This is a genomic window from Halomonas sp. PR-M31 (assembly GCF_001039575.1).
In the GTDB taxonomy this organism is placed as follows: domain Bacteria; phylum Pseudomonadota; class Gammaproteobacteria; order Pseudomonadales; family Halomonadaceae; genus Modicisalibacter.
Map to the genome: position 1 here is coordinate 42,098 of NZ_JIBT01000005.1, position 22,857 is coordinate 64,954.

Here is a 22,857-nt window from a genome sequence, read left to right on the forward strand (position 1 = left end):
CGATTCCTTGTCTTTGAAAACAGTGGCAATGAATAGCTACAGGTGAAAAAGCGTAATAGCGTCAGTGGGAAGATTTCAGCGCTACCTGACCTTCGATACCACCGATGGGGCCATGTACCGTGACCAGCTTCGTACCATCGGTGAAGGTAGCCTCGGTTTGCACCACATCGATCATTTCCGCTACGCCCTCCATGACCTCTTCGGGCTTGACCACCTGCTTGCTGAGTTCCGTGACCTCGGGAACATCCTTGCCATCACGGGCACCTTCGAGAATGGCTTCGGAGATGAGCGCCACCGCTTCCACATAGTTCAACAGCAGCCCACGATCGCGGCGTCGGCGGGCAAGATCGGCAATAACAAAGATCTGGAGTTTTTCAGTTTCCCTGGGGGACAGGTTCATCGTTCGTTCCTTCGAAGCGTTCCAGTCGTATGGGATGTAAACGGCGGCACAATGCTGTGAATCATCGCTACTTCGACAGCGTCAGCATCAACGCTTTATAAAAAAGCAGAGGATCGGAGGTTCGTCAATGAAGAGGTTGACGCATTGCTGCGAAATGAACGATTCGTAATGGAAAGCCCGGCGAGGCTTAAAAAGTACAACTTTTTCCTAGTTGTATCTATTTTAAGACACTATAAGTTGCTGTTATCTATAAATTAATTATAAAACACCGTGCGATAGTCTCCAAAAAGCAACACATTGCGCACGATTTCTGCCTTTTCCCATATCGGAAACACTTACCTCACCATACTCGTTTTTTTAAATAACTGTTTTATATACAAAATTAAAAATCTGGCATCATATTCGCACTATATCTTTCAGACAGCGAGACATGTCTCGTTCAGGTCTGATTCATCCGATGTGTCAATCGGTTAAATACCGAAAGGCAGATCAGATCAATCGACCGGTCTTCAATTCCCTGCGTACCTTGGGCTGCACCTGCAGCCCATTTTTTTGCGCGTTTTTCATGTGAAAAAGCACCCTGCATAGAGGGTGCTCATGTCTGTAAGACAGCGCTTCAAGCCACCGGGGTCAGCCATTCTGCGTCAAGCGTCTGTTTGCCGCTGACCAGATCGAAGTACATCGACTGAATCTTCTCTGTGATCGGCCCGCGACGCCCTTCGCCGATGGTTCGGCCATCGAGTTCACGAATCGGCAGTACCTCCGCGGCGGTGCCGGTGAAGAAGGCTTCATCACAGATGTAGACCTCGTCCCGGGTAATCAGCTTCTCCCGCAGCTCATACCCCAGCTTCTCTGCCATATGCAATACGGTGTTGCGGGTAATGCCGTTCAAACAGGATGTCAGCATCGGGGTATAGATGATGCCGTCCTTGACCACGAACAGGTTTTCGCCAGAACCCTCGGCCACGTAGCCTTGAGGGTCGAGCAATAACGCTTCGTCATAACCGCCCCGCTGGGCCTCCGCCAGGGCCATCATGGAGTTGATGTATTGCCCGTTGGCCTTGGCTCGGGTCACCGCGACATTGACGTGATGGCGGGTGAAGGATGAGGTCTGCACCTTGATGCCCATTTCCCGTGCTTCCGGCGCCATGTAGGAGGGCCACTCCCAGGCGGCGACGATGACGTGAGTCTTGAGATTGTCCGCCCGCAGTCCCATGCCTTCGGAGCCAAAAAAGACCATCGGCCGCAGATAGGCTTCCTTGAGCTCGTTCTCGCGCACCACCGCGCGACTGGCGTCATTGATCTGTTCCTTGCTGAAGGGCATCTCCATGCCCAGAATCTTGGCGGAGTCGAACAGGCGATTGGTGTGCTCCTTAAGGCGAAAAATCGCCGTGCCTCGCTCAGTGTCGTAAGCACGCACACCCTCGAAACAGCCCATGCCGTAATGCAAGGTATGGGTCAGCACATGCACCTTGGCATCGCGCCAGGGCACCATTTCGCCATCGAACCAGATCAGACCGTCGCGGTCAGCCATCGACATAATACGCATCCTTCGTTTTTCAACGTGTCGCAAGATGCTCTGCAGTTATCCTGACATCTGCAGACATCCCGGGTAAAAATAATCAGATCGTTTCCGGCTCGAGCCAGCGCTGCCAGAGTGTTTCCACCACTTGGCGATACTCCTGGTAATCCGATGCCTCGACCCGCGTGCCGCTCTTGGTCAGCGCATTACGATGGCCAATGTGACGATAGGCCAGATATGCCTCGCGCAGCCGACGCGCATCTTCATCCGGCATGCAGCCGCTCGATTCCAGTGTTTCCAGAATACGAACATTGTCGCTCCAGGCCAAGAGATCCGGGGTTTGAAATCCATGCAGGAGCACCGCGTACTGACTCAGGAATTCGATATCGATCATGCCACCGGCATCGTGCTTGAGATCGAACTTGCCCTGCTCGCGCTGTTTGGCGCTACTGCCAAGATGCTCGCGCATCTTGTGGCGCATCTTGACGACTTCCTGGCGTAGCGCCTCCGGATCACGTTCGCGACCCAACACTTCGCGGCGCACCGCGCTGAAGCGCTCGGCCAGCTCAGAACTACCGGCAACGACTCGGGCGCGTACCAATGCCTGATGCTCCCAGGTCCAGGCGTGATTACGCTGATAATCCGCAAAGGATTCGAGACTGGTCACCAAGAGCCCCGAGTTGCCCGAAGGGCGCAGGCGCATATCCACGTCATAGAGTGCGCCGGCAGGGGTGATGGCGGTCAACAGATGAATGATGCGTTGCCCCAGTCGAGTAAAAAACACGCCATTGTCGATGGCGCGCTTGCCGTCGGTGGTGCCCTGGGTCGCCGCGTCGTGAATGAACACCAGATCCAGATCCGAGCCATAGCCAAGCTCGATTCCCCCCAGCTTGCCGTAGCCCACGATCAGAAAATTCGGCTCAGAATGCTGACCGCCATCCCGATGCTGCGGCAGGCCATGCTTGCGGGTCAGGTGGCGCCAGGCCATCCTCAGCACCTGTTCCAGCACCACCTCGGCAATGAAGGTCAGATAGTCGCTGACCTTCATCAGCGTACGAGCGCCAGCGATGTCCGAGGCGGCTACATGCAGCACCTGGGCATGCTTGAAGATACGCAGCGCCTCGAGCTGCGCCTCCTCGTCCTCCTCTGGCACCCGCCCCAGGGTCTGGCGCAGCTCATCGGTCAGGCGCGCCTTGTCCGCAGGGGAGTAGAGCGTATCCGGCGACAATAGCTCATCGAGCAGCACCGGATGACGCGCCAGCTGTTCGGCAATCCAGGGGCTCGCCGTGCATAGCGCTATCAAGTGCTTGAGTGCATCGGGGTTTTCACGCAGCAGGGCCAGATAGGCAGTGCGCCGCAATACTGCCTCGATCAATGGCAGGGTGCGCTCAAGGGCCGTGTCCGGTGCCTCGCTGTCGGTGATGGCGGCCAGCAGCAAGGGCATCAGCGCCTCCAGACGCTCCTGTCCGATACGCTGCATGCCCTGCACGGCCCGGGACTGGCGCAACGTCTTCAGCCGCCGCAAAGCCTCTTCCGGCGCGGCGAACCCCGTCCCTTCGAACAACCGATGACTCTCTTCCTGGGTAAGCTCACCGCGCCAGGCAGCACGCCATTCATCTAAAGGGATCTCATCGTCACTATCGCTGGCATCGACGGGTGTCTCGGCTTCCTCTTCCGGGTCGGCAATCACCGCATCGAAATGCCGCCGAATGCGTTCCCGCACTTCCCTGAGCTGCGCATCCAGAGCAGTCCAATCATCATAGGATTGCTCCGGGTGGCTCATGGCCAGGGCCAGCCGCTCCCGGTTCAGTGAATCCTCGGGTAGCGTCTGGGTCTGACGATCCTCCTGAGCCTGCAGGGCATGTTCGAGGTTGCGCAAGAAGACATAGTCCTCGCCAAGCTCATCAACCACCACTTGAGGCAGCAGTTCCAGCTCCGGCAGGCGCTGCAGCGCCGTTCTCAATGACGGCACCTGCAGTTCGGTATCGCGACCGCCGCGAATCAACTGAAAGACCTGCACCACGAACTCCACTTCACGAATACCGCCAGGCCCCAGCTTGATATTGTCTTGAATCTCCTTGCGCCGCACCTCCCGATTGATCAAGGCCTTCATCTCGCGCAAGGATTCGATGGCGCCGAAATCCAGATAGCGGCGATAGATGAAGGGTCGCAACCGGGCCAGCAGTTCCGCCCCGGCATCCAGATCGCCAGCAACCGGCCGAGCCTTGAGCATGGCGTAGCGCTCCCACTCCCGGCCCTGATCCTGATAGTAGCTGGTCATCATGTTGAAACTGCCCACCAGCGGACCGCCCTCGCCAAGCGGGCGCAGGCGCATGTCGACCCGAAAGACGAAGCCGTCCGCGGTAATCGCATCCAGGGCAGCAATCAGCTTCTGACCCAGCCGAGTGAAATACTCCTGATGATCGTATTCGCGCTTGCCCTCCTGCGTCGTGCCCTTTTCGGGAAAGGCAAAAATCAGATCGATATCCGAAGAGAGATTGAGCTCCCCCGCTCCCAGCTTGCCCATGCCCAGCACGACCAGACGCTGGGGCGAACCATCCTCCCGCGGCGCCGGCACCCCCCAACGCGGCGCGAAATGCGCCTCGAGCCAGACAAGTGCGCCTTCGAGACATATCTCTGCCAGGCGCGAGACGCTGGCGGCGGTATCCCACATGCCATAGCCGCTTGGCGGATTGAGATCACGCCAGATGATGCCCAGCATGCGGGCCCGGCGAAAGCGCCGCAGCGCCGCCTGCATCTGCGCCTCGTCCTCTGCGCTATCGAGCGCGTCGGTGAGCACTTGAGTCAGCGCCGCCTCGTCCAGCGCTGCGTCGAGCTCCCCTTCCGCCTCCAGGAATGCCAGCCAGTCGGGGTATCGCGCCAGCGTATCTCCCGCAAAGGTCGAGCAGGCCAGCACCCGGACCAGCTGCTCTCGCCGAGTTTGCGACAAGGCCTGCCAGGTATCGCTTGGGCGCTCCATCTTTTTGAGCTCGGCCAGATTATCTGCCTGGGTCAGCGCCTCATCCAGACGCTCTTTCGCCTTGCCTAACGACTCCCGCAGCGAGCCGGGAATGTTCGTCAGCGGTAGAAAATCGTCGGGCAGTGCCATGAAAGTCTCGTCGCTATAACAAATGGAAATGTGGGAGAGGCAGTTCGAATAGTCCCAGCATAGCGAAGGGCGTACCACGGCAGAAGAGAACCGAGTATTTTTATAGCGCTGCCTTTCATCGAAACCAAAAGGATCATTGATGAACATCTTCGAAAAAACGACGCTGGTCGCTGCGTCCTGTCTGATGGGAGCCGCAGTGCCGGGATATGCCCAGAGCGAAAGCGGCGGCGCGCCCCCTGTCAAGGACCCGGCCACGATCGAGCTGACAAGCGGCTTTGATCATATTGGCGCCGAAGTGCACAGCATTAACGTCGAAGGCCGACCGACCTATTATATCGATGAAGGCCGCGCTGAAGATCGTCCAGTGGTCTTTATCGGCGGGCAAGGAACCAGCCTTGCGGCCTTCCAGCTGACCGAATTCAATCGCTCGACCCGCCAGGCACTGGGGCTACGAATGATCTCCATCGAGCGCAACGGATTTGGCGAGTCGCCGCTAGATGTCGATCGCGGCTATGCCGACTACACAAAAGAGGTACTAGCGGTTCTGGATCATCTGAATGTCGGAAAATTCGCCATCGTCGCGATTTCAGGTGGCGGTGCCTATGCCGCGCATCTGGCGGCTGCGGTACCTGAACGGGTGCTGTCTCTTCACGCAACAGCCGCTGTCACCACCACTCTGCCGACCCGAGACGAGCCGGAGTGCAGCGCGTCGTTTGAGGAGACGAAGGTAAAGCTGATCCAATATACCCATCATCCAAAAGACTGGTGGGGTGTGCGCGGCTCACCCGTGCTGGTGGTTCCAGGCTGGCAAACCGAGGCCTATGGTGATGCAACGCGATCGTTTTATGTCAACGGTCAGATGGGTGACCCGTCCGCGCTGGCGGTTGAATACAGGCTCCCTTGCTCGGAAGATGCCGTCGTTGACGCTTCACGAATCACCGCTCCCACCTATCTTTACTGGGGCAAAGAGGACGAGACGGTACCGGTCGAAAATATAGAGAAATGGAAATCGGCGCTACCGAACATCGCCCGGGCCACGGTCTATCCGGGCCAGGGACATACGGTTCAGTATCGTCACTGGGATCAGGTTCTTGCCGATATTGCCGGGCTCGGCGACTACTCAGTGGTTTGTCGCGACGGGGAGACCCGGCTGGTGGCCAACACCGCTGTAAAAGACAAGGAGTTCTTCGGCAACTGTGCCTGGCAAAAAGCAGAATGATCCAGCTTTCGTCTCATGACTAAGGACAAGTCGAGAAACAAATCAAGGAGAAAGCGGTACATGCACCATCTGGATTTGCAAGTAATCGAATTCGCTCTGCGTTGGGCCAACGCCGGCGAGCCGGTGTGGCTGTGTACCGTGCTGGCGACCTTCGGCTCCTCGCCCCGGGAACCCGGATCGCTCCTGGTCGCCCGGGCCAAGGGTGAACATGTCGGCTCTCTTTCCGGGGGCTGTGTCGAGGAAGACTTTCTGGCGCGTTTGCAGGAAGGCGCCTTCGACAAGCCGGTAACGCTGGTTCGCTATGGCGATGGCGGTATCGATCATCCTCGAGTAACGCTGCCCTGCGGCGGCAGTCTCGAGGTGCTGGTGGAGCGCCTGCAGCCCAGCCCTCCTACCCTGATTCATCTTGAAGTGCTGCAGGCAGCACTGCTCGGTCAGCGCGCACTGATTCGCCAAGTGAATCTCAAAGACGGTCGAATCAGCTTTGCCGAGGGCGACGCCCAGGGGCCACAGGTGGAACGGAATACAGACAGCGTGCGGATACGGATCGGTCCGGCGCTGCGATTGATCATTGCGGGCATTTCCCCGGTTTCTGCCGCCTGCGCCGAGTTTGCCCGCACCCTGGGGTTCGAGGTCATCGTCTGTGATCCGCGAGACGAGGCTCGTGCGACGTTCAACGTGCCCGGCGTAGAGGTTCAAGCGGTGCTGCCGTCGCTGTTCATCGCCTCCGGGGCCAGCCATGCCGCCACCGCTGTAGTGGCCTTGACCCATGATCCGCGTATCGACGATCTGGCCATGATCGAAGCCGTGCGCACCCCGGCGTTCTATATCGGCGTGATGGGATCACAGCGTACGTCAGAACAGCGCGCCGAGCGCCTGCAACGCTCCGGTGGGCTGAACGACGAGGAGATTGCTCGTATTCGCATGCCCATCGGCCTGGCCCTGGGTAGCAAGACTCCAGCGGAGATCGCCTTGGCAGTCATGGCGGATATTCTGCGAGTTCAACGTGGGCGAGCACGCGATGCCTTGTGAGGAAGGCCGCAGCAAACCGCGTGTCGTCGCGTTGGTGATGGCCGCAGGGCTGTCTCGTCGCTTTGGCAGGGACAAGCGCCGAGCCCGGCTTAGAAACAGTCGATCCCTGCTGCAGGCCACTCTGGATCTGGCAAAGGCGAACTTCGAGGCCACCTGGGTGGTTCTACGCCAGCAAGACAACCCCCGGGAGCTGGGCCTCGATCCCCATGTGCGCGTAATACACGCCCCAGACAGCGATATCGGCCTGGGCACTAGCCTGGGTGCGGCGTTCTCCGTGCTGCAAATCCAGGCCAGTGCTCGTGATGCAGACGCCGCCGCAGTAATGTTAGGGGACATGCCCTGGGTGTCGCCGCATACTTGCCGGACGTTAATAAATCATGCCCAAGCCGAGCGCATCCTACTGCCCCGTCATCAAGAGCCACGCTACAAGGGCCGCTCCGGTCATCCGGTGCTGTTCGGCCGCACCTTCTGGCCAGCGCTAAGTCTTTTGAGCGGCGACACCGGTGCCCGGGAGATACTCAAGCAGCATGCTTCAAGCTGCAGGGTCGTCGAGGTGGACGACCCGGGCATACATCGCGACGTGGATGTACCGCTGGACCTGAACTAACCGGCAAGCCGCTGCCACAGCAGCAACCCCCAGGTCACGCCGGCCATGATCAATGACAGCATGACCGCCGCGGAGCCGATGTCCTTGGCCCGCCCGGATAGCACGTGATGCTCCGAGCCGATGCGGTCGATGGCGGTTTCCACGGCGCTGTTGAGCAGCTCGACGATCAGCACCAGAAAGCAGCTGCTGATCAGCAGTATCCACTCAACAGGGGTTTGCCCGACCCAAAAAGCAAAGGGCAAGAATACGGCGCACAGCACCAGCTCCTGACGGAAAGCCGCTTCGTGCAGGGTGGCGGCCTTGAGGCCCATGAAGGAATAGCGTGTCGAGTTCACCAGATGGCGCCAGCCAGTCGCGCTCGATTTCATCTTGCGGATCCATGCGATTGAATGTGGGCGCCTAGTCTATCTAATTTGGCCATTCAATTCGGCCATATAATTCAGCCCCAGGATTGTCGTTACCAGCGCTGCCGAACTAGCCTGTAAGAATACTTTCCCTATTGCAGGAGAACCTCATGGCCCGCGTCGTAATGCTAAGAGACCAAGAACCTCGCTGTCAGATCGAGGAGATCGACGCCAATGATCTTCCCGAGCGTTCGGTCAGCGTCGATATCGACTACTCGGACCTGAACTACAAGGATGCGCTCGCCGTGACCGGCAAGGGCAAGATCGTGCGGGACTACCCTTTCGTACCGGGCATCGATTTTGCCGGCACCGTGCGGGAATCACGCAGTGATCACTATGCTGCCGGCGACAAGGTGATTCTTACCGGTTGGGGGGTGGGCGAGCGCCACTGGGGCGGCTTTGCAGAGACCATGAACGTCGATGCGGACTGGCTGGTGCCCTGCCCCGACGACCTGTCAACCCGGGACGCCATGCTGCTCGGTACTGCAGGCCTGACCGCCATGCTCAGTGTGATTCAACTCGAGCAGGCCGGTCTCGCGGCGGGCGGCAAGGTGTTGGTGACCGGGGCTACCGGCGGCGTGGGTAGCTGGGCAGTGCAGATGCTGGCCCAGCTTGGCTACGACGTGGAAGCCGTCACCGGCAAGGCGGAGCAGCATCATTGGTTGGAAGAGCTCGGCGCCAGTCAGATCGTGCCACGCAGTGAGCTCGATGGCGACACCCGCCCTTTGGAAAAAGGCCGTTGGGACGCTGCCGTGGATACCGTCGGCGGTCAGATGCTGGCGGGCGTACTGGCCCGCATGAACTATCAGGGCCGGGTCGCGGCGGTGGGCTTGGCCGGCGGCACGGATCTGCCGACAACGGTAATGCCGTTCATTCTGCGAGGCGTGTCGTTGCTTGGGGTGGAAAGCGTCATGGCGCCCTTCGAGCAGCGCCAGGCGGCCTGGCAGCGGCTGGCATCACTGCCCAGAGATCTCTTCACGCGCATGCAAACCGAGGAAATCGGTTTCGATCAGGTGGTGGAGCAGGCAGAGGCCATGCTGGCGGGCAAGACCTATGGCCGGGTGCTGATCAATCCTCAACAGAGGTGATAGCCACGCTTGCGGGTCTTACTTACTGGTCTTACTTGCGAGCTTTATTTGATAGCCACGCTGTAGTACGACGCTTTATGACATTGTTCCGGGTTGCGCTAAGATGGTGGCCCGCTCATTCATGATTCGTCGAGCCATCGCTCATGCCCCTTCGCATCGCCATCAACGGCTACGGTCGCATCGGTCAGTGTGTATTGCGCGCCCTTATCGAGCGCAACAACGCCAACCTGCAGGTCGTGGCGATCAACGAGCTGTCCGATCTGGAGACCATCGCCTATCTGACCCGCTACGACACCACTCATGGCCGCTTCCCGGGCGAGGTCGATACCCGGGAAGGACGACTCATCATCAATGGCCAATCCATCAGCGTCGTCTCCGAACCTGATCCCGCGCACCTGCCCTGGCGTGAACTGGAGATCGACCTGGTCGTGGAGTGCTCCGGCAGCTTCAAGGATCGCGCTACCGCACAGCAACATCTCGATGCCGGTGCCAAGCGGCTGCTGTTTTCTCAGCCTGCGGAAGCCGATATGGATCTCACCCTGGTCGGCGGCATCAATGAAAACGACCTTCAGCCCGAGATGCGCATCCTCTCTGCGGCTTCTTGCACCACCAACTGCCTGATTCCGATTCTCACGGTGCTCGACGAGGCCCTGGGCATCGAACATGGGGTAACTACTACCATCCATTCAGCGATGAACGATCAGCCAGTGATCGATGCCTATAACAAGACCAGCCTGCGTCTGACCCGCTCCGCCATGCATTCGATCGTGCCCGTGGATACCGGCTTGGCTCGGGGTATCGAGCGTCTGATGCCGGCGCTTGCCGGTCGCTTCGAGTGCCTGCATATGCGGGTACCGACAATCAACGTCTCCGCCATGGACATGGCGATCTGCGTGCGCAGCGAGACCTCGGCATCAAAGGTCAACGCCTTGCTACGTGAAGCCAGCGAGAGCCGTCTGAAAGGGCTTTTGGGCTATACCGAAGAGCCCATGGCTTCCGTTGACTTCAACCACGACCCGCGCTCGGGTATCGTGGATGCCACTCAGACCCGGGTAGCCGGCGGTCATCTGATCAAGATGCTGAGCTGGTTCGACAACGAATGGGGCTTTGCCAATCGCATGCTCGATATTGCCGAGCGCATCGCCGCCTTGAAGTCATACTGAAGCCGTACCGGCTCACCCGTTATTTATTCACCACGACGAGCAATCACCAGGAGGAAGCTGCCCCATGAACGTGCACAAGATGACCGAGCTGAACCTTGCAGGCAAGCGAGTACTGATCCGGGAGGATCTCAACGTGCCGGTCAAGCAAGGACGCGTGACCAGCGATGCCCGTATTCGTGCCTGTTTGCCGACCATTCAGGCGGCCCTGGATGCAGGCGCCAAGGTGCTGCTGATGAGTCATCTGGGCCGACCTACCGAGGGCGAACCCGCCGATGAGTTTTCGCTGGCGCCGGTGGCGGATCACCTGAGTGAACTGCTGGGCAAGCCGGTGCGTCTGGAGAAGAACTATCTGAAGGGCAATGTCGAGGTGGCCGAAGGCGAGGTCGTGCTGCTGGAGAATGTACGCTTCAACACCGGCGAGAAAAAAGACGATGAGGCGCTGTCCAAGGCCTATGCCAAGCTGTGCGATGTTTTCGTGATGGATGCGTTCGGCACCGCCCATCGCGCCCAGGCCTCCACCCATGGCGTGGCTCGTTTCGCCCCCCAGGCCTGCGCTGGTCCGCTGCTGGCGCGCGAACTCGAGGCGCTGGAAAAGGCATTGGCTAAACCCAAGCGGCCAATGATTGCCATCGTCGGCGGCTCCAAGGTTTCCACCAAGCTTGAAGTACTCAATGCGCTTTCAGAGAAATGCGATCAGCTGATCGTTGGGGGCGGTATCGCCAACACCTTTATCGCCGCTGCAGGCTACAAGGTGGGCAAGTCATTGCATGAGGCGGACCTGGTCGATCAGGCGTCGGCGTTAATGGAAAGAGTCGATATCCCTTTGCCCACGGACGTCGTGGTCGCCAAGGAATTCTCCGAAAATGCGGAGGCAACGGTCAAAGGGGTGCAGCAGGTTGCCGATGACGAGATGATACTGGATATTGGCCCGGCAACCGCCGAGCACTTTGCTTCCTTGCTCAAGGAGGCAGGCACGATCTTGTGGAATGGCCCCGTCGGCGTATTCGAGATCGACCAGTTCGGTCAGGGCACCGAGACTCTCTCCAAAGCCATCGCTGCAAGCAGCGCCTTTTCCATTGCCGGCGGTGGCGACACCCTGGCGGCGATCGACAAGTACGGTATCGAAGATCAGGTATCCTACATTTCCACCGGGGGGGGCGCCTTCCTGGAATATGTCGAAGGCAAGCAGCTACCCGCCGTCACCGCACTGGAAAAAGCCGCCAAGAAGTAATGGCGCATGCCGGGCCTGGCGGTCCGGCAAATATCACTCCCCAAACCAGCGCTTCAATACGGCGCGAGCCTTGCTTGTGTGCTCTTTCTTGATGTGAGCAGCCACTACGGCCAGGGCCCCGACCAGCACCGAGACATCATCCGTGTAACCGACAAAAGGTGTCACATCGGGAATGGTATCCAGCGGAAAGATGAAGTAGCCAAGCGCGCCGTAAATGGTGGTTTTTGCCCATACCGGCGTGTCCGGGTCCTGGGCGGAGTAGTAAAGCTTCAGACCGGGCTCAAGAGTCGTCTTTCCCGCCTTTTTGGCATAGCGCGATACCTTGTTCCAAAAGGCTTCATCGGAATACTGCGACTTGTTCTCAAGAGTATCGTATTGCACGTTGTCTTCATCCACGAGCACAGGAAGCTTGTGCTTGCGCGACTTGGCATCATGCGTCAGTAATTTCTGTTCCATGGGCTCCTCTCATTGCACTGTTAAAAACAGCCCTACTTGAATCAGCTCCTTTTGAACCGATTCTTCCTGAATCAGTTCCCTATCCTTCATAAGATAGCCCTTAACGGATCAAAACGCGGCCGGCCGGTTAGCAGGGCCAATCAAATGGATCATCAGCGCTCCAGCTGCTTACGCGCATGACGATAGCCGCGGGCACGACGTATGGCTTCGCTGCCGGCCCGGCGACCTATGATTCGTGCCATACCTACCATGACACCGGTAGTGGCACCCCATAGCAACGCATGGCGCCATTTCACATCGGGATCATAAGGATCCAGCGGCGGCTTGCCGATCTTGTGCTCGTAAGCCTTGCGCGCACTGTTGCGTGCCGCGACCCCGGCAACCACCGCCACGCCGGTGCTGACCAGCGACCACATCGTTTCACTTTTCATACGCGCTCCTTTACCGACGATAATCGTGTTTCGTTTCAATATTGTATTTGAACCCATGCAAAATCCACCCCCTAGGGGTGACAAGACTCGTTATCCTTAATACAGCTACATAGCATGAGTTAACTTATGACTCAGAAGTCACGCTGAGCGCTTTCAAAACCCCTTTTGTTATTCGCATGGCACCAGCAAAGCTGTTATATTGCGCTGCAACAAAGCAGGTAAGAATGCTTTACCTCCGCTATGCTGATTCCAACCCCCGACAGGTCTCTTTTATGACACGCTCCAACGATATTACTTCGCTTGTTCCTTTTACTCCTGCCGCCATGTTCGATGTGTGGAAGGTTGGTGTGATGGCGTTTGAACTGTGGACAACCTCTCTTTCCACCATCGCCATGCGCAATAGTCTTTGGTATACCCAAATGCCCACCAGCCCGAAGATGATGAAAGAAAATCAGCGCATGGTGAGCGAGAAGCTCGATGCCAGCATGGAAGTCGCCACTGTAATGAACAAGGCCATGCTCAATATGTTTTCCGGTCAGTATGCGCCTTGGTGGGTCACCAGCCGTCGCGCGATGAAGCCGCTGCATCGCCGCACCACCGCCAACTCTCGCCGGCTTTCTCGTTGAGATAACGCCTTATTGCTAGCAAAGCGCATGGATAGGACTAAGGTAAATGTATGTCTTACCGAGGAATCGTTACATGCGCCAAGCAAACAAGACCATGCTGTTGACCGCGTTACTGGCTGGAGCAGCAACGCTGCTTCCTGGCTTTGTACATAGCGCGGAACAAGACTCCCTGCTCCAGATCAACGAGCAGGCCCCCTATGGGCGCTATCTTACCGATCGGCAAAAACGCAGCCTATACCTGTTCTCCCAAGACGAACCCGGAAATGCCAGCACCTGCGTGGATGAGTGCTTGAATACCTGGCCACCCTATACGGTTCGAGGTGACCTTCAGCTGGGTGAAGGTATCGATTCAAGCAAACTCGACACCATTGAGCGTGAAGACGGCAGCAGGCAGGTTACCTATGACGGCTGGCCGCTATATTATTTCAGCGGCGACAATCAACCTACCGATGCGCTGGGTCAAGACGTCAAACACCTGGGAGGAAAATGGTTTCTGGTGTCTCCACAGGGCAAAAAAGTGCCTCATGGTGAGCGCACTCAGGCCAAGGAAGCCAATGACCAATAAGTTGACGCCCATTTGACCGGTCTCTCTTTTCTAACGTATTTTTTTAAATTTGTTACAAAATAAATTTGTACGAACCTTGTACTTAGACTACACCTAAGAGTGTGATCAATTTTATCCATGCGTTAACTGAAGGATTGAGACATGAAAGGACTCAATACGGTTGTTTTGATATTGCTTATCATAGGCGGAGTTAACTGGTTGCTGGTGGGACTGTTTCAGTTTGATCTGGTTGCTGCCATCTTCGGTGGACAAACTGCTATCCTGGCACGCATCGTTTACGTCATCGTCGGTATTTGCGCCCTGTATGCGCTGACGTTCATTCCCAAATTAACCGGTAGCGCAAGTAACCATCGCTCTACCCATTGACTCGTACACTGTTCAGAGCCAAGCCGCCTTCAAAGGCGGCTTTTTTATAGCCGATTTTCGATAGAAACGTTTTAGACCATTATTCGCTACGCTACCTCGTAAATAATTTCTACTCGAAAGCACCGTTTTCAAAGATCGTATTCGTTCATGGCCTCAGGGTTTTGCTACACTGTTCGAAAACAGTGTTCAAAAAGTATGAAATTTGCTCTCAACCCGATGCGTCTTTAGCCGATAACAGTAACAATGGCTTAGAAAGCTCAACGAATGCGAGAGACCAGCGTATGTCACGGCCCCTTTGTCTTCTTTTTGATTGCGATGGAACGTTGGTGGACAGCGAACCCCTACTGGCGGATGAAATGGCGACCAGCCTTACCGCTATCGGTCTACCCTTTTCGACAGACGACTACATTGGTGAGTTTCGCGGGGCGCGCTTTCGCAACATCGTCGCCGAGTTGCAAAAACGCCATGGCCGGATCGACGCAACCTCGCTAAAAGAGACGGAAGCCGGCATGCGAGCGCGTCTTGCTGAGCGGCTCGTTCACGAGCTCAAATGCTTGCCAGGAGTGCACGAAGCCCTTGACACTCTTTCGGATTACCCACGGGCTGTAGTATCCAACGGTCCGGAAACCAAGATTCGTACCTGCCTTGCCTCCACGGATTTGAGCGACTACTTCAACGATCATTTATTCAGTGCCTATACCGCCAACTGCTGGAAGCCCGATCCCGGCCTCTATCTTCATGCCGCCCACAGCATGGGATTCAAGGCCCGGGAGTGCCTGGTCATCGACGACTCCATCGTTGGTGTGCGCTCGGCGTTGGCGGCGGGGATCCCGGTCATCCACTTGAATCGCTTCTCGGATGTTGAAACCACGCCTCAGGGCGCCATCATGATCAGCAACATGCACCAGCTGCCGACCGTCGTGAGTCGCCTGGTCCATCAGGAAGCTTTGGCGCTATAGGAATTTTCTTCAGGCTGACCAAGCAATTTCCGCGCCCTGACCTGTCGGGTATCATGACCCGGTATTCACTTGCCGGGAGACAGCATGGCATCCCTTCAGGATCAACTTCGCGGTCTGGTCTATTCCACCGAACATGGTGATACCTGCCCCGCTTGTCGCAACCCCCTCGCCGAATGTGAATGTGCCGATCGCGCCGAAGCCGAACGTCTGGCCAAACTGGACGGCATCGTGCGTATTCGTCGCGAGACCAGCGGTCGCAAGGGCAAAGGCGTCACCACCATCAGCGGCGTACCCCTCACCCAAGCCGAGCTCAAGACGCTGGCCAAGGAACTCAAGAAACGCTGTGGCACAGGCGGCGCGGTCAAGGACGACGTCATCGAAATTCAGGGCGACCATCGTCAGACCCTTAAAGAAGCATTAGAAACACGCGGATATACCGTCAAACTGGCCGGCGGCTAGTCGAATCAAAAAAGCGTCTCCCCTTGTCAGCAGGCTCTCTGGCTATCACGCTGGGTAGGTCCATTTGAACGTTCATCTGACAACGGAGTGAAAGATGCAAACCTTGAAGATCCCTGGAACCGACATCACCGCGTCGCGCATCGGCCTTGGCACTTGGGCTATCGGTGGCTGGATGTGGGGCGGTACCGACGATGAGCAATCCGTACGCACCATTCATGCCGCTCTGGATCGAGGCGTCACCTTGATCGATACCGCACCGGTTTATGGCTTCGGCCACGCGGAAGAGGTCGTCGGCCGCGCCGTGGCGGAGTATGGTCAGCGCGACAAGCTGGTGTTGGCCACCAAGGTGGCGATGGAATGGAAAGACGATGAAAGCGTGGTGCGTAATGCAAGCGCCGCACGCATTGAAAAAGAAGTCGAGGACTCCTTGCGTCGCCTGCGCACGGACACCATCGATCTTTATCAGATTCATTGGCCCGACCCGCTCGTACCGATGGAAGAGACTGCTCGGACCATGGAGCGCCTTCACAAAGATGGCAAGATTCGCGCCATCGGCGTCAGCAATTTCTCCACGCAGCAGTGCGACGCGTTTCGCGAAGTAGCCCCGCTGCACAGCGTACAGCCACCCCTGAATCTGTTCGAGCGGGAAGCCGAGCGCGACATTATCCCCTATGCCGAACGAGAGGGCCTGGTCATGCTGACCTATGGCGCCTTATGTCGCGGTCTTTTGACCGGCAAGATGAAAAGCGACTCGACGTTCGGCGGCGACGATCTGCGTAACAGCGATCCCAAGTTTCAGCCGCCCCGCTACTCACAATACCTGAGCGCCGTTGATGCCTTGAATCGTTTTGCCAAGGAGCAATATGACAAGAGCGTATTGGAGCTTTCCGTGCGCTGGCTGCTGGACCGGCATGACAATGGCATTGCGCTATGGGGGGCTCGCCGTCCGGATCAGGTGGAGGCCATCGAGCGTATCGACGGTTGGTAACTTGGCAGCGCCGATCTTGACGAGATCGAGCGTATCGTGGATGAGCATGTGAAGGATCCGGTGGGCCCTGAGTTCATGGCGCCGCCGACTCGAGAAGACTGACGCCCAGGTCCAGCGTCTGCAATAAAAAGCCCTCGGTATTCGGTCAATTAGCGTGACCGGATACCGAGGGAAAAACGTAAAACTTAGAACGTATATTCGATGCCCAATACGGCTACCGGATAGATGCCATACTTGTCGGCTTCATCCTGCAGGTCGTCTTCTTCCTGCTGAATGTCCTCGCGTAGCTGAGGTATGTTGGCGGCTGCCTCGGGAATACCGCGGGCTTCGATATTGACCTTGGCATCGGTCAGAAAAGCGCCGAGCTTGGCGTACATACCCAATCCGCTCTTGTGGCTGCCGCGCCACCCCACCCCCAGGTAAGGCTGAACGGAATCGTCCAGCGTCACGTCGCCCTGCAGGGTTTCGAGATCTTGGGGCGTGTAGGTTGTGCCATTGATCTTGTAGGATTGATTGCCTTTGGGGCCTCCTACCACCGAAATGACGACATCCGGCTTCACGACACCGGCTGAGAGAAAGAAACGCCCGCCGAAAGGAAAGTAATCGAAGGTGACGCCGTAGACGTCCATATCGAGATCACCTTCATAATCGGCATTGTCCGTATCGTAATCGATATCGTCGTAGGTAAAACCTGAATAACCTGCAGTCAGCGCCATATTGTCGTGGAAGCGATAGCTGACACTACCGCCATAACCCGTGGTGCCGACCTCGGCGCCTACTGACCAATTGTTCATTGGGGCTGCCACCGCAGGCAACGCCATGGTCGTCAGGGCGCCAGTCAATAAGATTGTGTGTAAGGTACGCATTAAACCCCTGCTTGTGTCGTTATATTCGCAACCGATCCAAAACAACCGGATGATACTCATAACGACCACCTGCAGGAAACCTTTAATCATTTTTTTGTCACGATCTAATTCTTTTTGGTATTAGATTTTTAATCAAAGCCGTTGAGCGAGCACTTCCAGCACCTCTCCCACCGGTGCTTCCACCTTAAGAGTGTAGAGATCGTCAGCTCGAGTACGACCAAGATTGAGACAGGCGATGGGCTTGCCTTCTTGAGCTGCACGACGGGCAAACCGATAGCCTGAATAGACCATCAGCGACGTACCGACTACCAATAGCGCACTGGCGCGCTCCAACGCCTCAATGCTGGCAGCAACCCGCTCCGCCGGCACACTGTCACCGAAGAACACCACATCCGGCTTGAGAATACCGCCGCAGCGGGTGCAGTCGAGCACCTTGAAGGTGGAAAAATCGAGTCCCTCCAGATCCGCATCACCATCCGGCCCCACCGGCGCCTCCAGAGAGGTCCATCCGGGATTATGAGCCGCCAATTCATCGTGCAGATGATAGCGCATGCGTCGAGCGCCGCAGCTCATGCAGCGTACGATCTCGGCCCGCCCATGCAGATCGATGACGCGACGAGAGCCGGCGTGCTGATGCAGCCCATCGACATTCTGAGTGATCAACGTGGAGACATAGCCCTTGGCCTCGAGTTTCGCCAGCGCCCGATGAGAAGGCCCAGGACGCGCATTCTCGATGGCCCGAAAACCAAGCAAGCTGCGCGCCCAATAGCGCTGCCGCGTTGCCAGGCTATGCATGAAGGCATGATGCTGTACCGGCGGCGAACGCTTCCATTCGCCTCGGGCGTCACGATAGTCCGGGATGCCACAATCAGTGCTGACACCGGCCCCGGTCAGCACCATCAAACCGGGATGCTGCTGCACGAATTCACCTAGCGCCTGGTCATTCGTACTGGCCGCGCTTGGCCAGGATGCCGCAGGGGAAGTTGTTTCCTGAGTCGAGAGCATAGGCAATGATGTATCCTGCGTTGATTCACGAAAACTGTCGGGTCAAGCGTCTAGTATGATGTGGGCTCATACCGAGAACGATAACATGAGGTAGCATCGATGCTGCTCACCTTCGTCGCATGGCCCTCATCGTGACCCTTGGCTAAAGTACAGTCACTATTAACGGTCTAGTGCAAGGACGTCAGCGATGGCCTGGCTTGAATATCTGTTACCGCTGATTTTTCTGACCCCACTTGGCGCGATCGCCGTCGTCGTACTGGCATTGCGAAACCTGCACGACACCCAGGTTCGCTCACCCTTCAATGCCCAACCTTTGCATGGGCCAGGCCAAGCACTTCGCGATCGTCTTGATCGTATCTTCTCGAGTCTCTTTCTCAATGGTGCCTTGGGCCCCATTCTGGTGCTCACGCCGCTAGTCTATGGTATGGGACGCATGCTATTCGCACCTCATCAGAACTGGCTGGAATGGGCAATCTACGGCCTGCTGTCCACACTGCTGGTCATCCTGTTCGGCTTTTTACTGATGCTCGATTATCAGCGTATTCGCCGCGTCAAATTTGGTCTGGCCTGTGAGCTGGCAGTGGGTCAGGAATTGGCGCGACTGATTCGCCCCGAGACGCACCCCTATTTCGTGTTCCACGACATTCCCGCCGATACCTTCACCATCGATCATGTGGTCGTTACGCCTCATGGACTTTTCGTCATCGAAACCCGCGCCCGCACACACCCGCTGGATGCCACCGGAGAGCCCAGGCGCAGAGTCGTGGTCGAGCGTGAACGCCTGCGCTTTCCCGACTGGAGCGAACGCCAGCCGCTGCGAAAGACGCGTCAGGCAACGACCTGGCTGAGCCAATGGCTGACCCGAGCGCATGGAATCGACGTACCCGTACGTGGTGTTCTGGTACTACCGGACTGGGACATCGACAATGAGCAATTGTTCGACGATCCGATCGTGGTCAATGGGGAAGGATTGGCACAGCTGCTCATCGACACCTCTCTGGGCGAGCTTGATGCCAGGACTCACGACAGGATAGGCCAGGCCTTGATCGAACGTGCAGCACTGCGAAACGATCGACACTTGCAGCGGCCCTCCGCCTGATTTAGAGCGATGCCGCCAGAGTGCTAAGGAGCACTCGGTCTGTCACGATGAAATCGAAGATGGCACCGGCATTGACCTTTTCCAGACGTGGCTCACTCCGCCCTCAAGCGCCCGCCCATCTCTTGGGCCAGATCCACCGCGTAGTGATCCGTCATGCCGCCGATGAAATCGAGCATGCGTCGATAGCTGTCATAAAGGCTCCAGGACGATTGCGGCGTATTCTCGCCTATCAGCGCCAGTACACGCTGGTGCTTGAAGGTCGAATGACCGTGATGATGTAGCTCATGGGCGGCGCCGATGAATGCTTCGAGCAGAATGCCCAAGGTCGTGTAGGCGCCAATCTCCAGCTTGGCCTTGCGCTCGTTCTGGAAGATCCGTTGGCGCGCAAGATTCTTGGCCTCGGTGACTCCCCAGCCCAAATCCGGATGGCACAGTTCAAGCAGATCGTCTTGAAGCGCACCGCCCAGCAATTCCTGTTCGTGTTGAATGAACACCGCCCCCACATCATTGACCGCCCGTTCCATGGCGGCACCGCGCAGCGCGGCGATGCGCCGGCGCTGGGATACGCCGTCCTCTCGCATCTCGGCATAATCCGCAGGCTCGCCGCCGGCGATCTGGGTAAGCACGTCGGCGACTTCATCGAAGCGCAGAATACCCATCTCCAGGCCATCCTCGAGATCCAGCAGCGCATAGCAGATGTCATCCGCGGCCTCGACCAGGTAGGCCAAAGGATGACGACACCATTTCCAGTCACCCTTAGATTTGAGCCCTAGCCTCTCGACGACCTCGGCAAGCAGGTGTTTCTCGGACTGATAGCAGCCGAACTTGCCCGCTTGGCCGCCATGCTCCACGGTCCAAGGATACTTGAGCAGCGTGCCCAGAGTTGCTGCCGTCAGCCGCATGCCGCCCTTGAACTGGTTGTATTCGATCTGAGTGACAACCCGAAAGCCCTGGGCATTGCCCTCGTAGGTCAGAAGATCCGCGCGCTCGGTATCCGAAAGCCCCTCGAGCAGGCCGCTGCCGTTGGTCTCGGCGCGCTTGAACCAGTCACGGATGGCGTATTCACCGGCATGACCAAAGGGCGGATTGCCGATGTCATGACCCAGGCACGCCGCTTGCACGATCACCCCCATGTCCGCCGGTGTAATCCATTTGGGCAAGCGTTCGCGCAACCCCTCCCCGACGATCATGCCCAGGCTGCGGCCTACGCAGCCCACCTCCAGGGAATGGGTCAATCGGGTATGGATGTGATCGTTATCCGTCAGCGGATGCACCTGGGTCTTGCGCCCCAGGCGCCGAAACGACCCGGCGAAGACGATGCGATCGTGATCCTTGTGGAACGGGCTGCGACCAATCTCGTCGCGAGGCTCTTGAAGCTCCCGGGGCTTGTCGTTGAGCCGAGTGGGATCGAGCAAGCGTTCCCAATGCATCTGCGACATGCAGCATCCTCGAAGTCGTGGCGCAGCAGCGCGGTGGTAGACGATCAAGGCATTCTACGGGAATTTGCTGTTTCGAGTAGCCAAGTGAATGCCCGTGGCGTTGATAGGGAAAGCCTTCAGGTCGCCCAGGTAAGGAGTTATTGGCAGAAGCTGAGCGATGAAAGTTCCCGGCACGCGAAATTCATATGGATGTGCGGAAGCGGTCAGGAGCGGGCTTTCAGATGGCTTTGAAATAACGCCGCGCTCTGCGGCAATTTTGGAGCACAGAGGAAAAATTTTCCGGCAGCAGCGCCTTGTTATGACTAAATAGAACTCACCACTGATAGAGCATCTCCATCTGATGTTTTTTCTTCTACATGCTTTTTTATCAGAGCGCGATTTGAAGCCATTATTGAAGACCATCTATGCTTCCATGCTTTATAGGCGTGCCAAGAGTAGCCAATAATTAGTTTATTACTCATGGTATTCATCGAGCGCAACACTGCTTTCAAATAAATTTTTTCGATTGAAGTGCCTTTAATCTCTAATATTGTGCCAAGGTAAATTAGCCATCGTGCTAGCTGCTCATATTGCTCCCAAGCATTGTCCTCAGTCGTAAGCTCTCTCTTTGCATCAATTACATCACCAATAACGGCCACTACACGCTCATCATTTAAACTCAAGCCTTCGGCAGACAACGCAGAAACTATTCTATAGAAAGAGTCTTCAAGCTTTAGATAGGCTTCTTTGAAATGGCACTCCTTATAAACAACGTTCCTGATGCTATCTATTGATCTTTGGGCGATATTCTCAACTTTAGGAGTTTTTTCATTTAGTTCACTAAAGAAATCAGGAATGTCAAGATTGTCTAATACCCTAATTCCGTAGCAATGCGAGTAATAATCTTTAACGTGCTGATCAACACCAGATCTAGATATTAAAAATATATTCGAACCAATTACGTGTGTTTTAGAAAAGCCCTTGTAATCACTGATTATTGCTTTCAGGTTTGTGTCACCCAGTGAATACCCCAGAATAATCACAGTATTTTCATGAAGAACAGTGCTCAGTTTTCTAGAAAAATATGAGTCGCCATTAATAAATTTAAAGTAGTCCTCTGAGGTAATTACCATATTATCCGGCGAATCGATTGAACCATGTACATGGTAAATTTTTACGTCAGAAGATGATCTAGGTATTGGTAATCCAGGAGCAAGAGATTGACATTCACTTTCCCCTGTCAGCTCTTCAGCCAATTTATCATAATTTGTTGTTACAACACGGAACTGCCTTTCAGAGAAAAACTTAGCTACTTGTTCGTTGTCTTCGCCTAACTCAATGGCTTGGATTAATTTAGCTGTTTCTTCATATATGCTTTTATTTTTAGCTGTAAGCTTAATAGATATAACCTGTGCAATTTCCTCCAAGCTCAGCGGGCTTGGTTTGTCACCAAAAAATAGAGACTCTTTTAGCTCATCCGAATCTGGCAAAAGATCGCAAAGACTCTCTAGCAGGCCTTGCCAGCTTGGAGCTTCATTATTTGTCACAGATTTAGAAAAACCAGTACCTGTAAAAAAACATAACCTATTCGTTGCGGCTGCATAGGCAATTTCAAATAATTCACTCAACGACTCTTACTCCATTGTCTTAACAGCGTATTAGACGGCGTGTTCTATGATTGGGTGAACGTGCGAGCACGTTTGTGCAGCAAATGCAGCCTGCCAAAATTCTCGTAAGCCTTTGATCCTTAAACCTATTAAATAAAATTAGGCTATATATCTAAAATTTGCATGTCTGCTACATTTTCCGGAACGGTCGCATTGGGTCGTTAAGAGTCACCCATC

Annotated in this window: 23 protein-coding genes; 13 read left to right on the forward strand and 10 right to left on the reverse strand. The window is 56.2% G+C overall.

Annotated features, from left to right (window positions below):
• Positions 1–61: 61 nt before the first annotated feature.
• The 3 genes from CH74_RS02295 to glnE all read right to left on the reverse strand — a co-directional run bounded on the left by CH74_RS02295 (position 62) and on the right by glnE (position 5,031).
• Positions 62–400 (reverse strand): urease subunit gamma, encoded by a 339-nt coding sequence (locus tag CH74_RS02295; RefSeq protein WP_048305852.1) that lies wholly within the window; start codon positions 398–400, stop codon positions 62–64.
• Between the two features lie 616 nt (positions 401–1,016).
• Positions 1,017–1,940 carry a branched-chain amino acid transaminase gene (locus CH74_RS02300; RefSeq protein ID WP_048305853.1) on the reverse strand — a complete coding sequence of 308 codons (924 nt, stop codon included), beginning with the start codon at positions 1,938–1,940 and terminating at the stop codon, positions 1,017–1,019.
• An 82-nt stretch (positions 1,941–2,022) separates the two neighbouring features.
• Positions 2,023–5,031 carry a bifunctional [glutamate--ammonia ligase]-adenylyl-L-tyrosine phosphorylase/[glutamate--ammonia-ligase] adenylyltransferase gene (gene glnE, locus CH74_RS02305; protein WP_048305891.1) on the reverse strand — a complete coding sequence of 1,003 codons (3,009 nt, stop codon included), beginning with the start codon at positions 5,029–5,031 and terminating at the stop codon, positions 2,023–2,025.
• Positions 5,032–5,170: 139 nt separating this feature from the next.
• Between glnE and CH74_RS02310 the strand changes: the two genes are divergently transcribed.
• From CH74_RS02310 to CH74_RS02320, 3 genes are read left to right on the forward strand one after another with little or no spacing between them, the layout of a single operon-like run.
• Positions 5,171–6,250 (forward strand): alpha/beta fold hydrolase, encoded by a 1,080-nt coding sequence (locus CH74_RS02310; RefSeq protein WP_048305854.1) that lies wholly within the window; start codon positions 5,171–5,173, stop codon positions 6,248–6,250.
• Between the two features lie 60 nt (positions 6,251–6,310).
• A complete protein-coding gene (locus CH74_RS02315; protein ID WP_048305855.1) occupies positions 6,311–7,282 on the forward strand; it encodes an XdhC family protein in 972 nt (323 codons plus the stop codon).
• Positions 7,272–7,889: an NTP transferase domain-containing protein gene (locus CH74_RS02320; protein WP_048305856.1), complete on the forward strand. Its 618-nt coding sequence runs from the start codon at positions 7,272–7,274 to the stop codon at positions 7,887–7,889. Before CH74_RS02315 ends, CH74_RS02320 begins: the two co-directional genes overlap by 11 nt.
• Here the strand turns inward: CH74_RS02320 and CH74_RS02325 are convergent.
• A complete protein-coding gene (locus CH74_RS02325; RefSeq protein ID WP_048305857.1) occupies positions 7,886–8,257 on the reverse strand; it encodes a diacylglycerol kinase in 372 nt (123 codons plus the stop codon). The two genes, CH74_RS02320 and CH74_RS02325, sit on opposite strands and share 4 nt — an antisense overlap.
• 146 nt (positions 8,258–8,403) lie before the next feature.
• Between CH74_RS02325 and CH74_RS02330 the strand changes: the two genes are divergently transcribed.
• The 3 genes from CH74_RS02330 to CH74_RS02340 all read left to right on the forward strand — a co-directional run bounded on the left by CH74_RS02330 (position 8,404) and on the right by CH74_RS02340 (position 11,775).
• Positions 8,404–9,381: an MDR family oxidoreductase gene (locus CH74_RS02330; protein WP_048305858.1), complete on the forward strand. Its 978-nt coding sequence runs from the start codon at positions 8,404–8,406 to the stop codon at positions 9,379–9,381.
• Positions 9,382–9,524: 143 nt separating this feature from the next.
• Positions 9,525–10,544, forward strand: a complete 1,020-nt coding sequence (locus CH74_RS02335; RefSeq protein ID WP_048305859.1) for a type I glyceraldehyde-3-phosphate dehydrogenase — start codon at positions 9,525–9,527, stop codon at positions 10,542–10,544.
• 64 nt (positions 10,545–10,608) lie between these two features.
• Positions 10,609–11,775: a phosphoglycerate kinase gene (locus tag CH74_RS02340; RefSeq protein WP_048305860.1), complete on the forward strand. Its 1,167-nt coding sequence runs from the start codon at positions 10,609–10,611 to the stop codon at positions 11,773–11,775.
• A 33-nt stretch (positions 11,776–11,808) separates the two neighbouring features.
• On the opposite strand, the gene CH74_RS02345 is transcribed toward CH74_RS02340, so the two are convergent.
• Together CH74_RS02345 and CH74_RS02350 are read right to left on the reverse strand one after the other, a co-directional pair.
• On the reverse strand, positions 11,809–12,231 hold the full coding sequence (locus CH74_RS02345) for a YkvA family protein (protein ID WP_082140256.1): 423 nt from the start codon (positions 12,229–12,231) through the stop codon (positions 11,809–11,811).
• Between the two features lie 152 nt (positions 12,232–12,383).
• Positions 12,384–12,662 (reverse strand): DUF4235 domain-containing protein, encoded by a 279-nt coding sequence (locus tag CH74_RS02350; protein ID WP_053070598.1) that lies wholly within the window; start codon positions 12,660–12,662, stop codon positions 12,384–12,386.
• Positions 12,663–12,886: 224 nt separating this feature from the next.
• On the opposite strand from CH74_RS02350, the gene CH74_RS02355 reads away from it, so the two are divergent.
• The 6 genes from CH74_RS02355 (at position 12,887) to CH74_RS02380 (ending at position 16,625) form a co-directional block, all read left to right on the forward strand.
• Positions 12,887–13,288 carry a hypothetical protein gene (locus CH74_RS02355; RefSeq protein ID WP_367379074.1) on the forward strand — a complete coding sequence of 134 codons (402 nt, stop codon included), beginning with the start codon at positions 12,887–12,889 and terminating at the stop codon, positions 13,286–13,288.
• Positions 13,289–13,361: 73 nt separating this feature from the next.
• Positions 13,362–13,853 (forward strand): hypothetical protein, encoded by a 492-nt coding sequence (locus CH74_RS02360; RefSeq protein ID WP_048305863.1) that lies wholly within the window; start codon positions 13,362–13,364, stop codon positions 13,851–13,853.
• A gap of 141 nt (positions 13,854–13,994) precedes the next feature.
• Positions 13,995–14,219 (forward strand): DUF378 domain-containing protein, encoded by a 225-nt coding sequence (locus CH74_RS02365; protein WP_048305864.1) that lies wholly within the window; start codon positions 13,995–13,997, stop codon positions 14,217–14,219.
• 281 nt (positions 14,220–14,500) lie between these two features.
• Complete coding sequence (locus tag CH74_RS02370) at positions 14,501–15,178, forward strand: HAD family phosphatase (protein ID WP_048305865.1); 678 nt, start codon at positions 14,501–14,503, stop codon at positions 15,176–15,178.
• Positions 15,179–15,262: 84 nt separating this feature from the next.
• On the forward strand, positions 15,263–15,637 hold the full coding sequence (locus CH74_RS02375) for a translation initiation factor Sui1 (RefSeq protein WP_048305866.1): 375 nt from the start codon (positions 15,263–15,265) through the stop codon (positions 15,635–15,637).
• A 94-nt stretch (positions 15,638–15,731) separates the two neighbouring features.
• Positions 15,732–16,625 (forward strand): aldo/keto reductase, encoded by an 894-nt coding sequence (locus CH74_RS02380; protein WP_301280844.1) that lies wholly within the window; start codon positions 15,732–15,734, stop codon positions 16,623–16,625.
• A gap of 185 nt (positions 16,626–16,810) precedes the next feature.
• Here the strand turns inward: CH74_RS02380 and CH74_RS02385 are convergent, their stop codons facing one another.
• Positions 16,811–17,419 carry a hypothetical protein gene (locus tag CH74_RS02385; RefSeq protein WP_253272908.1) on the reverse strand — a complete coding sequence of 203 codons (609 nt, stop codon included), beginning with the start codon at positions 17,417–17,419 and terminating at the stop codon, positions 16,811–16,813.
• A 204-nt stretch (positions 17,420–17,623) separates the two neighbouring features.
• Entirely contained in the window at positions 17,624–18,496 is an 873-nt protein-coding gene (locus CH74_RS02390; RefSeq protein ID WP_048305868.1) for an NAD-dependent protein deacetylase, read from the reverse strand.
• Positions 18,497–18,683: 187 nt separating this feature from the next.
• Here CH74_RS02390 and CH74_RS02395 point away from each other — a divergent pair, with 187 nt between their 5' ends.
• Positions 18,684–19,595, forward strand: coding sequence for an NERD domain-containing protein (locus CH74_RS02395; RefSeq protein WP_048305869.1), 912 nt, complete (start codon positions 18,684–18,686; stop codon positions 19,593–19,595).
• Positions 19,596–19,687: 92 nt separating this feature from the next.
• On the opposite strand, the gene CH74_RS02400 is transcribed toward CH74_RS02395, so the two are convergent.
• Complete coding sequence (locus tag CH74_RS02400; protein ID WP_048305870.1) at positions 19,688–21,034, reverse strand: deoxyguanosinetriphosphate triphosphohydrolase; 1,347 nt, start codon at positions 21,032–21,034, stop codon at positions 19,688–19,690.
• 302 nt (positions 21,035–21,336) lie between these two features.
• Positions 21,337–22,641 (reverse strand): SIR2 family protein, encoded by a 1,305-nt coding sequence (locus CH74_RS02405; protein ID WP_048305871.1) that lies wholly within the window; start codon positions 22,639–22,641, stop codon positions 21,337–21,339.
• Positions 22,642–22,857 lie beyond the last annotated feature (216 nt).

Bases quoted from the DNA above. Each gene is read 5' to 3' on its own strand.
- CH74_RS02300 (WP_048305853.1), bottom strand. From the start codon at position 1,940: ATGTCGATGGCTGACCGCGACGGTCTGATCTGGTTCGATGGCGAAATG.
- CH74_RS02310 (WP_048305854.1), top strand. From the start codon at position 5,171: ATGAACATCTTCGAAAAAACGACGCTGGTCGCTGCGTCCTGTCTGATG.
- CH74_RS02335 (WP_048305859.1), top strand. From the start codon at position 9,525: ATGCCCCTTCGCATCGCCATCAACGGCTACGGTCGCATCGGTCAGTGT.
- CH74_RS02360 (WP_048305863.1), top strand. From the start codon at position 13,362: ATGCGCCAAGCAAACAAGACCATGCTGTTGACCGCGTTACTGGCTGGA.
- CH74_RS02355 (WP_367379074.1), top strand. From the start codon at position 12,887: ATGCTTTACCTCCGCTATGCTGATTCCAACCCCCGACAGGTCTCTTTT.
- CH74_RS02330 (WP_048305858.1), top strand. From the start codon at position 8,404: ATGGCCCGCGTCGTAATGCTAAGAGACCAAGAACCTCGCTGTCAGATC.
- CH74_RS02340 (WP_048305860.1), top strand. From the start codon at position 10,609: ATGAACGTGCACAAGATGACCGAGCTGAACCTTGCAGGCAAGCGAGTA.
- CH74_RS02365 (WP_048305864.1), top strand. From the start codon at position 13,995: ATGAAAGGACTCAATACGGTTGTTTTGATATTGCTTATCATAGGCGGA.
- CH74_RS02395 (WP_048305869.1), top strand. From the start codon at position 18,684: ATGGCCTGGCTTGAATATCTGTTACCGCTGATTTTTCTGACCCCACTT.
- CH74_RS02320 (WP_048305856.1), top strand. From the start codon at position 7,272: ATGCCTTGTGAGGAAGGCCGCAGCAAACCGCGTGTCGTCGCGTTGGTG.
- glnE (WP_048305891.1), bottom strand. From the start codon at position 5,031: ATGGCACTGCCCGACGATTTTCTACCGCTGACGAACATTCCCGGCTCG.
- CH74_RS02385 (WP_253272908.1), bottom strand. From the start codon at position 17,419: ATGAACAATTGGTCAGTAGGCGCCGAGGTCGGCACCACGGGTTATGGC.
- CH74_RS02325 (WP_048305857.1), bottom strand. From the start codon at position 8,257: ATGAAATCGAGCGCGACTGGCTGGCGCCATCTGGTGAACTCGACACGC.
- CH74_RS02400 (WP_048305870.1), bottom strand. From the start codon at position 21,034: ATGTCGCAGATGCATTGGGAACGCTTGCTCGATCCCACTCGGCTCAAC.
- CH74_RS02380 (WP_301280844.1), top strand. From the start codon at position 15,732: ATGCAAACCTTGAAGATCCCTGGAACCGACATCACCGCGTCGCGCATC.
- CH74_RS02345 (WP_082140256.1), bottom strand. From the start codon at position 12,231: ATGGAACAGAAATTACTGACGCATGATGCCAAGTCGCGCAAGCACAAG.
- CH74_RS02350 (WP_053070598.1), bottom strand. From the start codon at position 12,662: ATGAAAAGTGAAACGATGTGGTCGCTGGTCAGCACCGGCGTGGCGGTG.
- CH74_RS02370 (WP_048305865.1), top strand. From the start codon at position 14,501: ATGTCACGGCCCCTTTGTCTTCTTTTTGATTGCGATGGAACGTTGGTG.
- CH74_RS02295 (WP_048305852.1), bottom strand. From the start codon at position 400: ATGAACCTGTCCCCCAGGGAAACTGAAAAACTCCAGATCTTTGTTATT.
- CH74_RS02390 (WP_048305868.1), bottom strand. From the start codon at position 18,496: ATGCTCTCGACTCAGGAAACAACTTCCCCTGCGGCATCCTGGCCAAGC.
- CH74_RS02315 (WP_048305855.1), top strand. From the start codon at position 6,311: ATGCACCATCTGGATTTGCAAGTAATCGAATTCGCTCTGCGTTGGGCC.
- CH74_RS02375 (WP_048305866.1), top strand. From the start codon at position 15,263: ATGGCATCCCTTCAGGATCAACTTCGCGGTCTGGTCTATTCCACCGAA.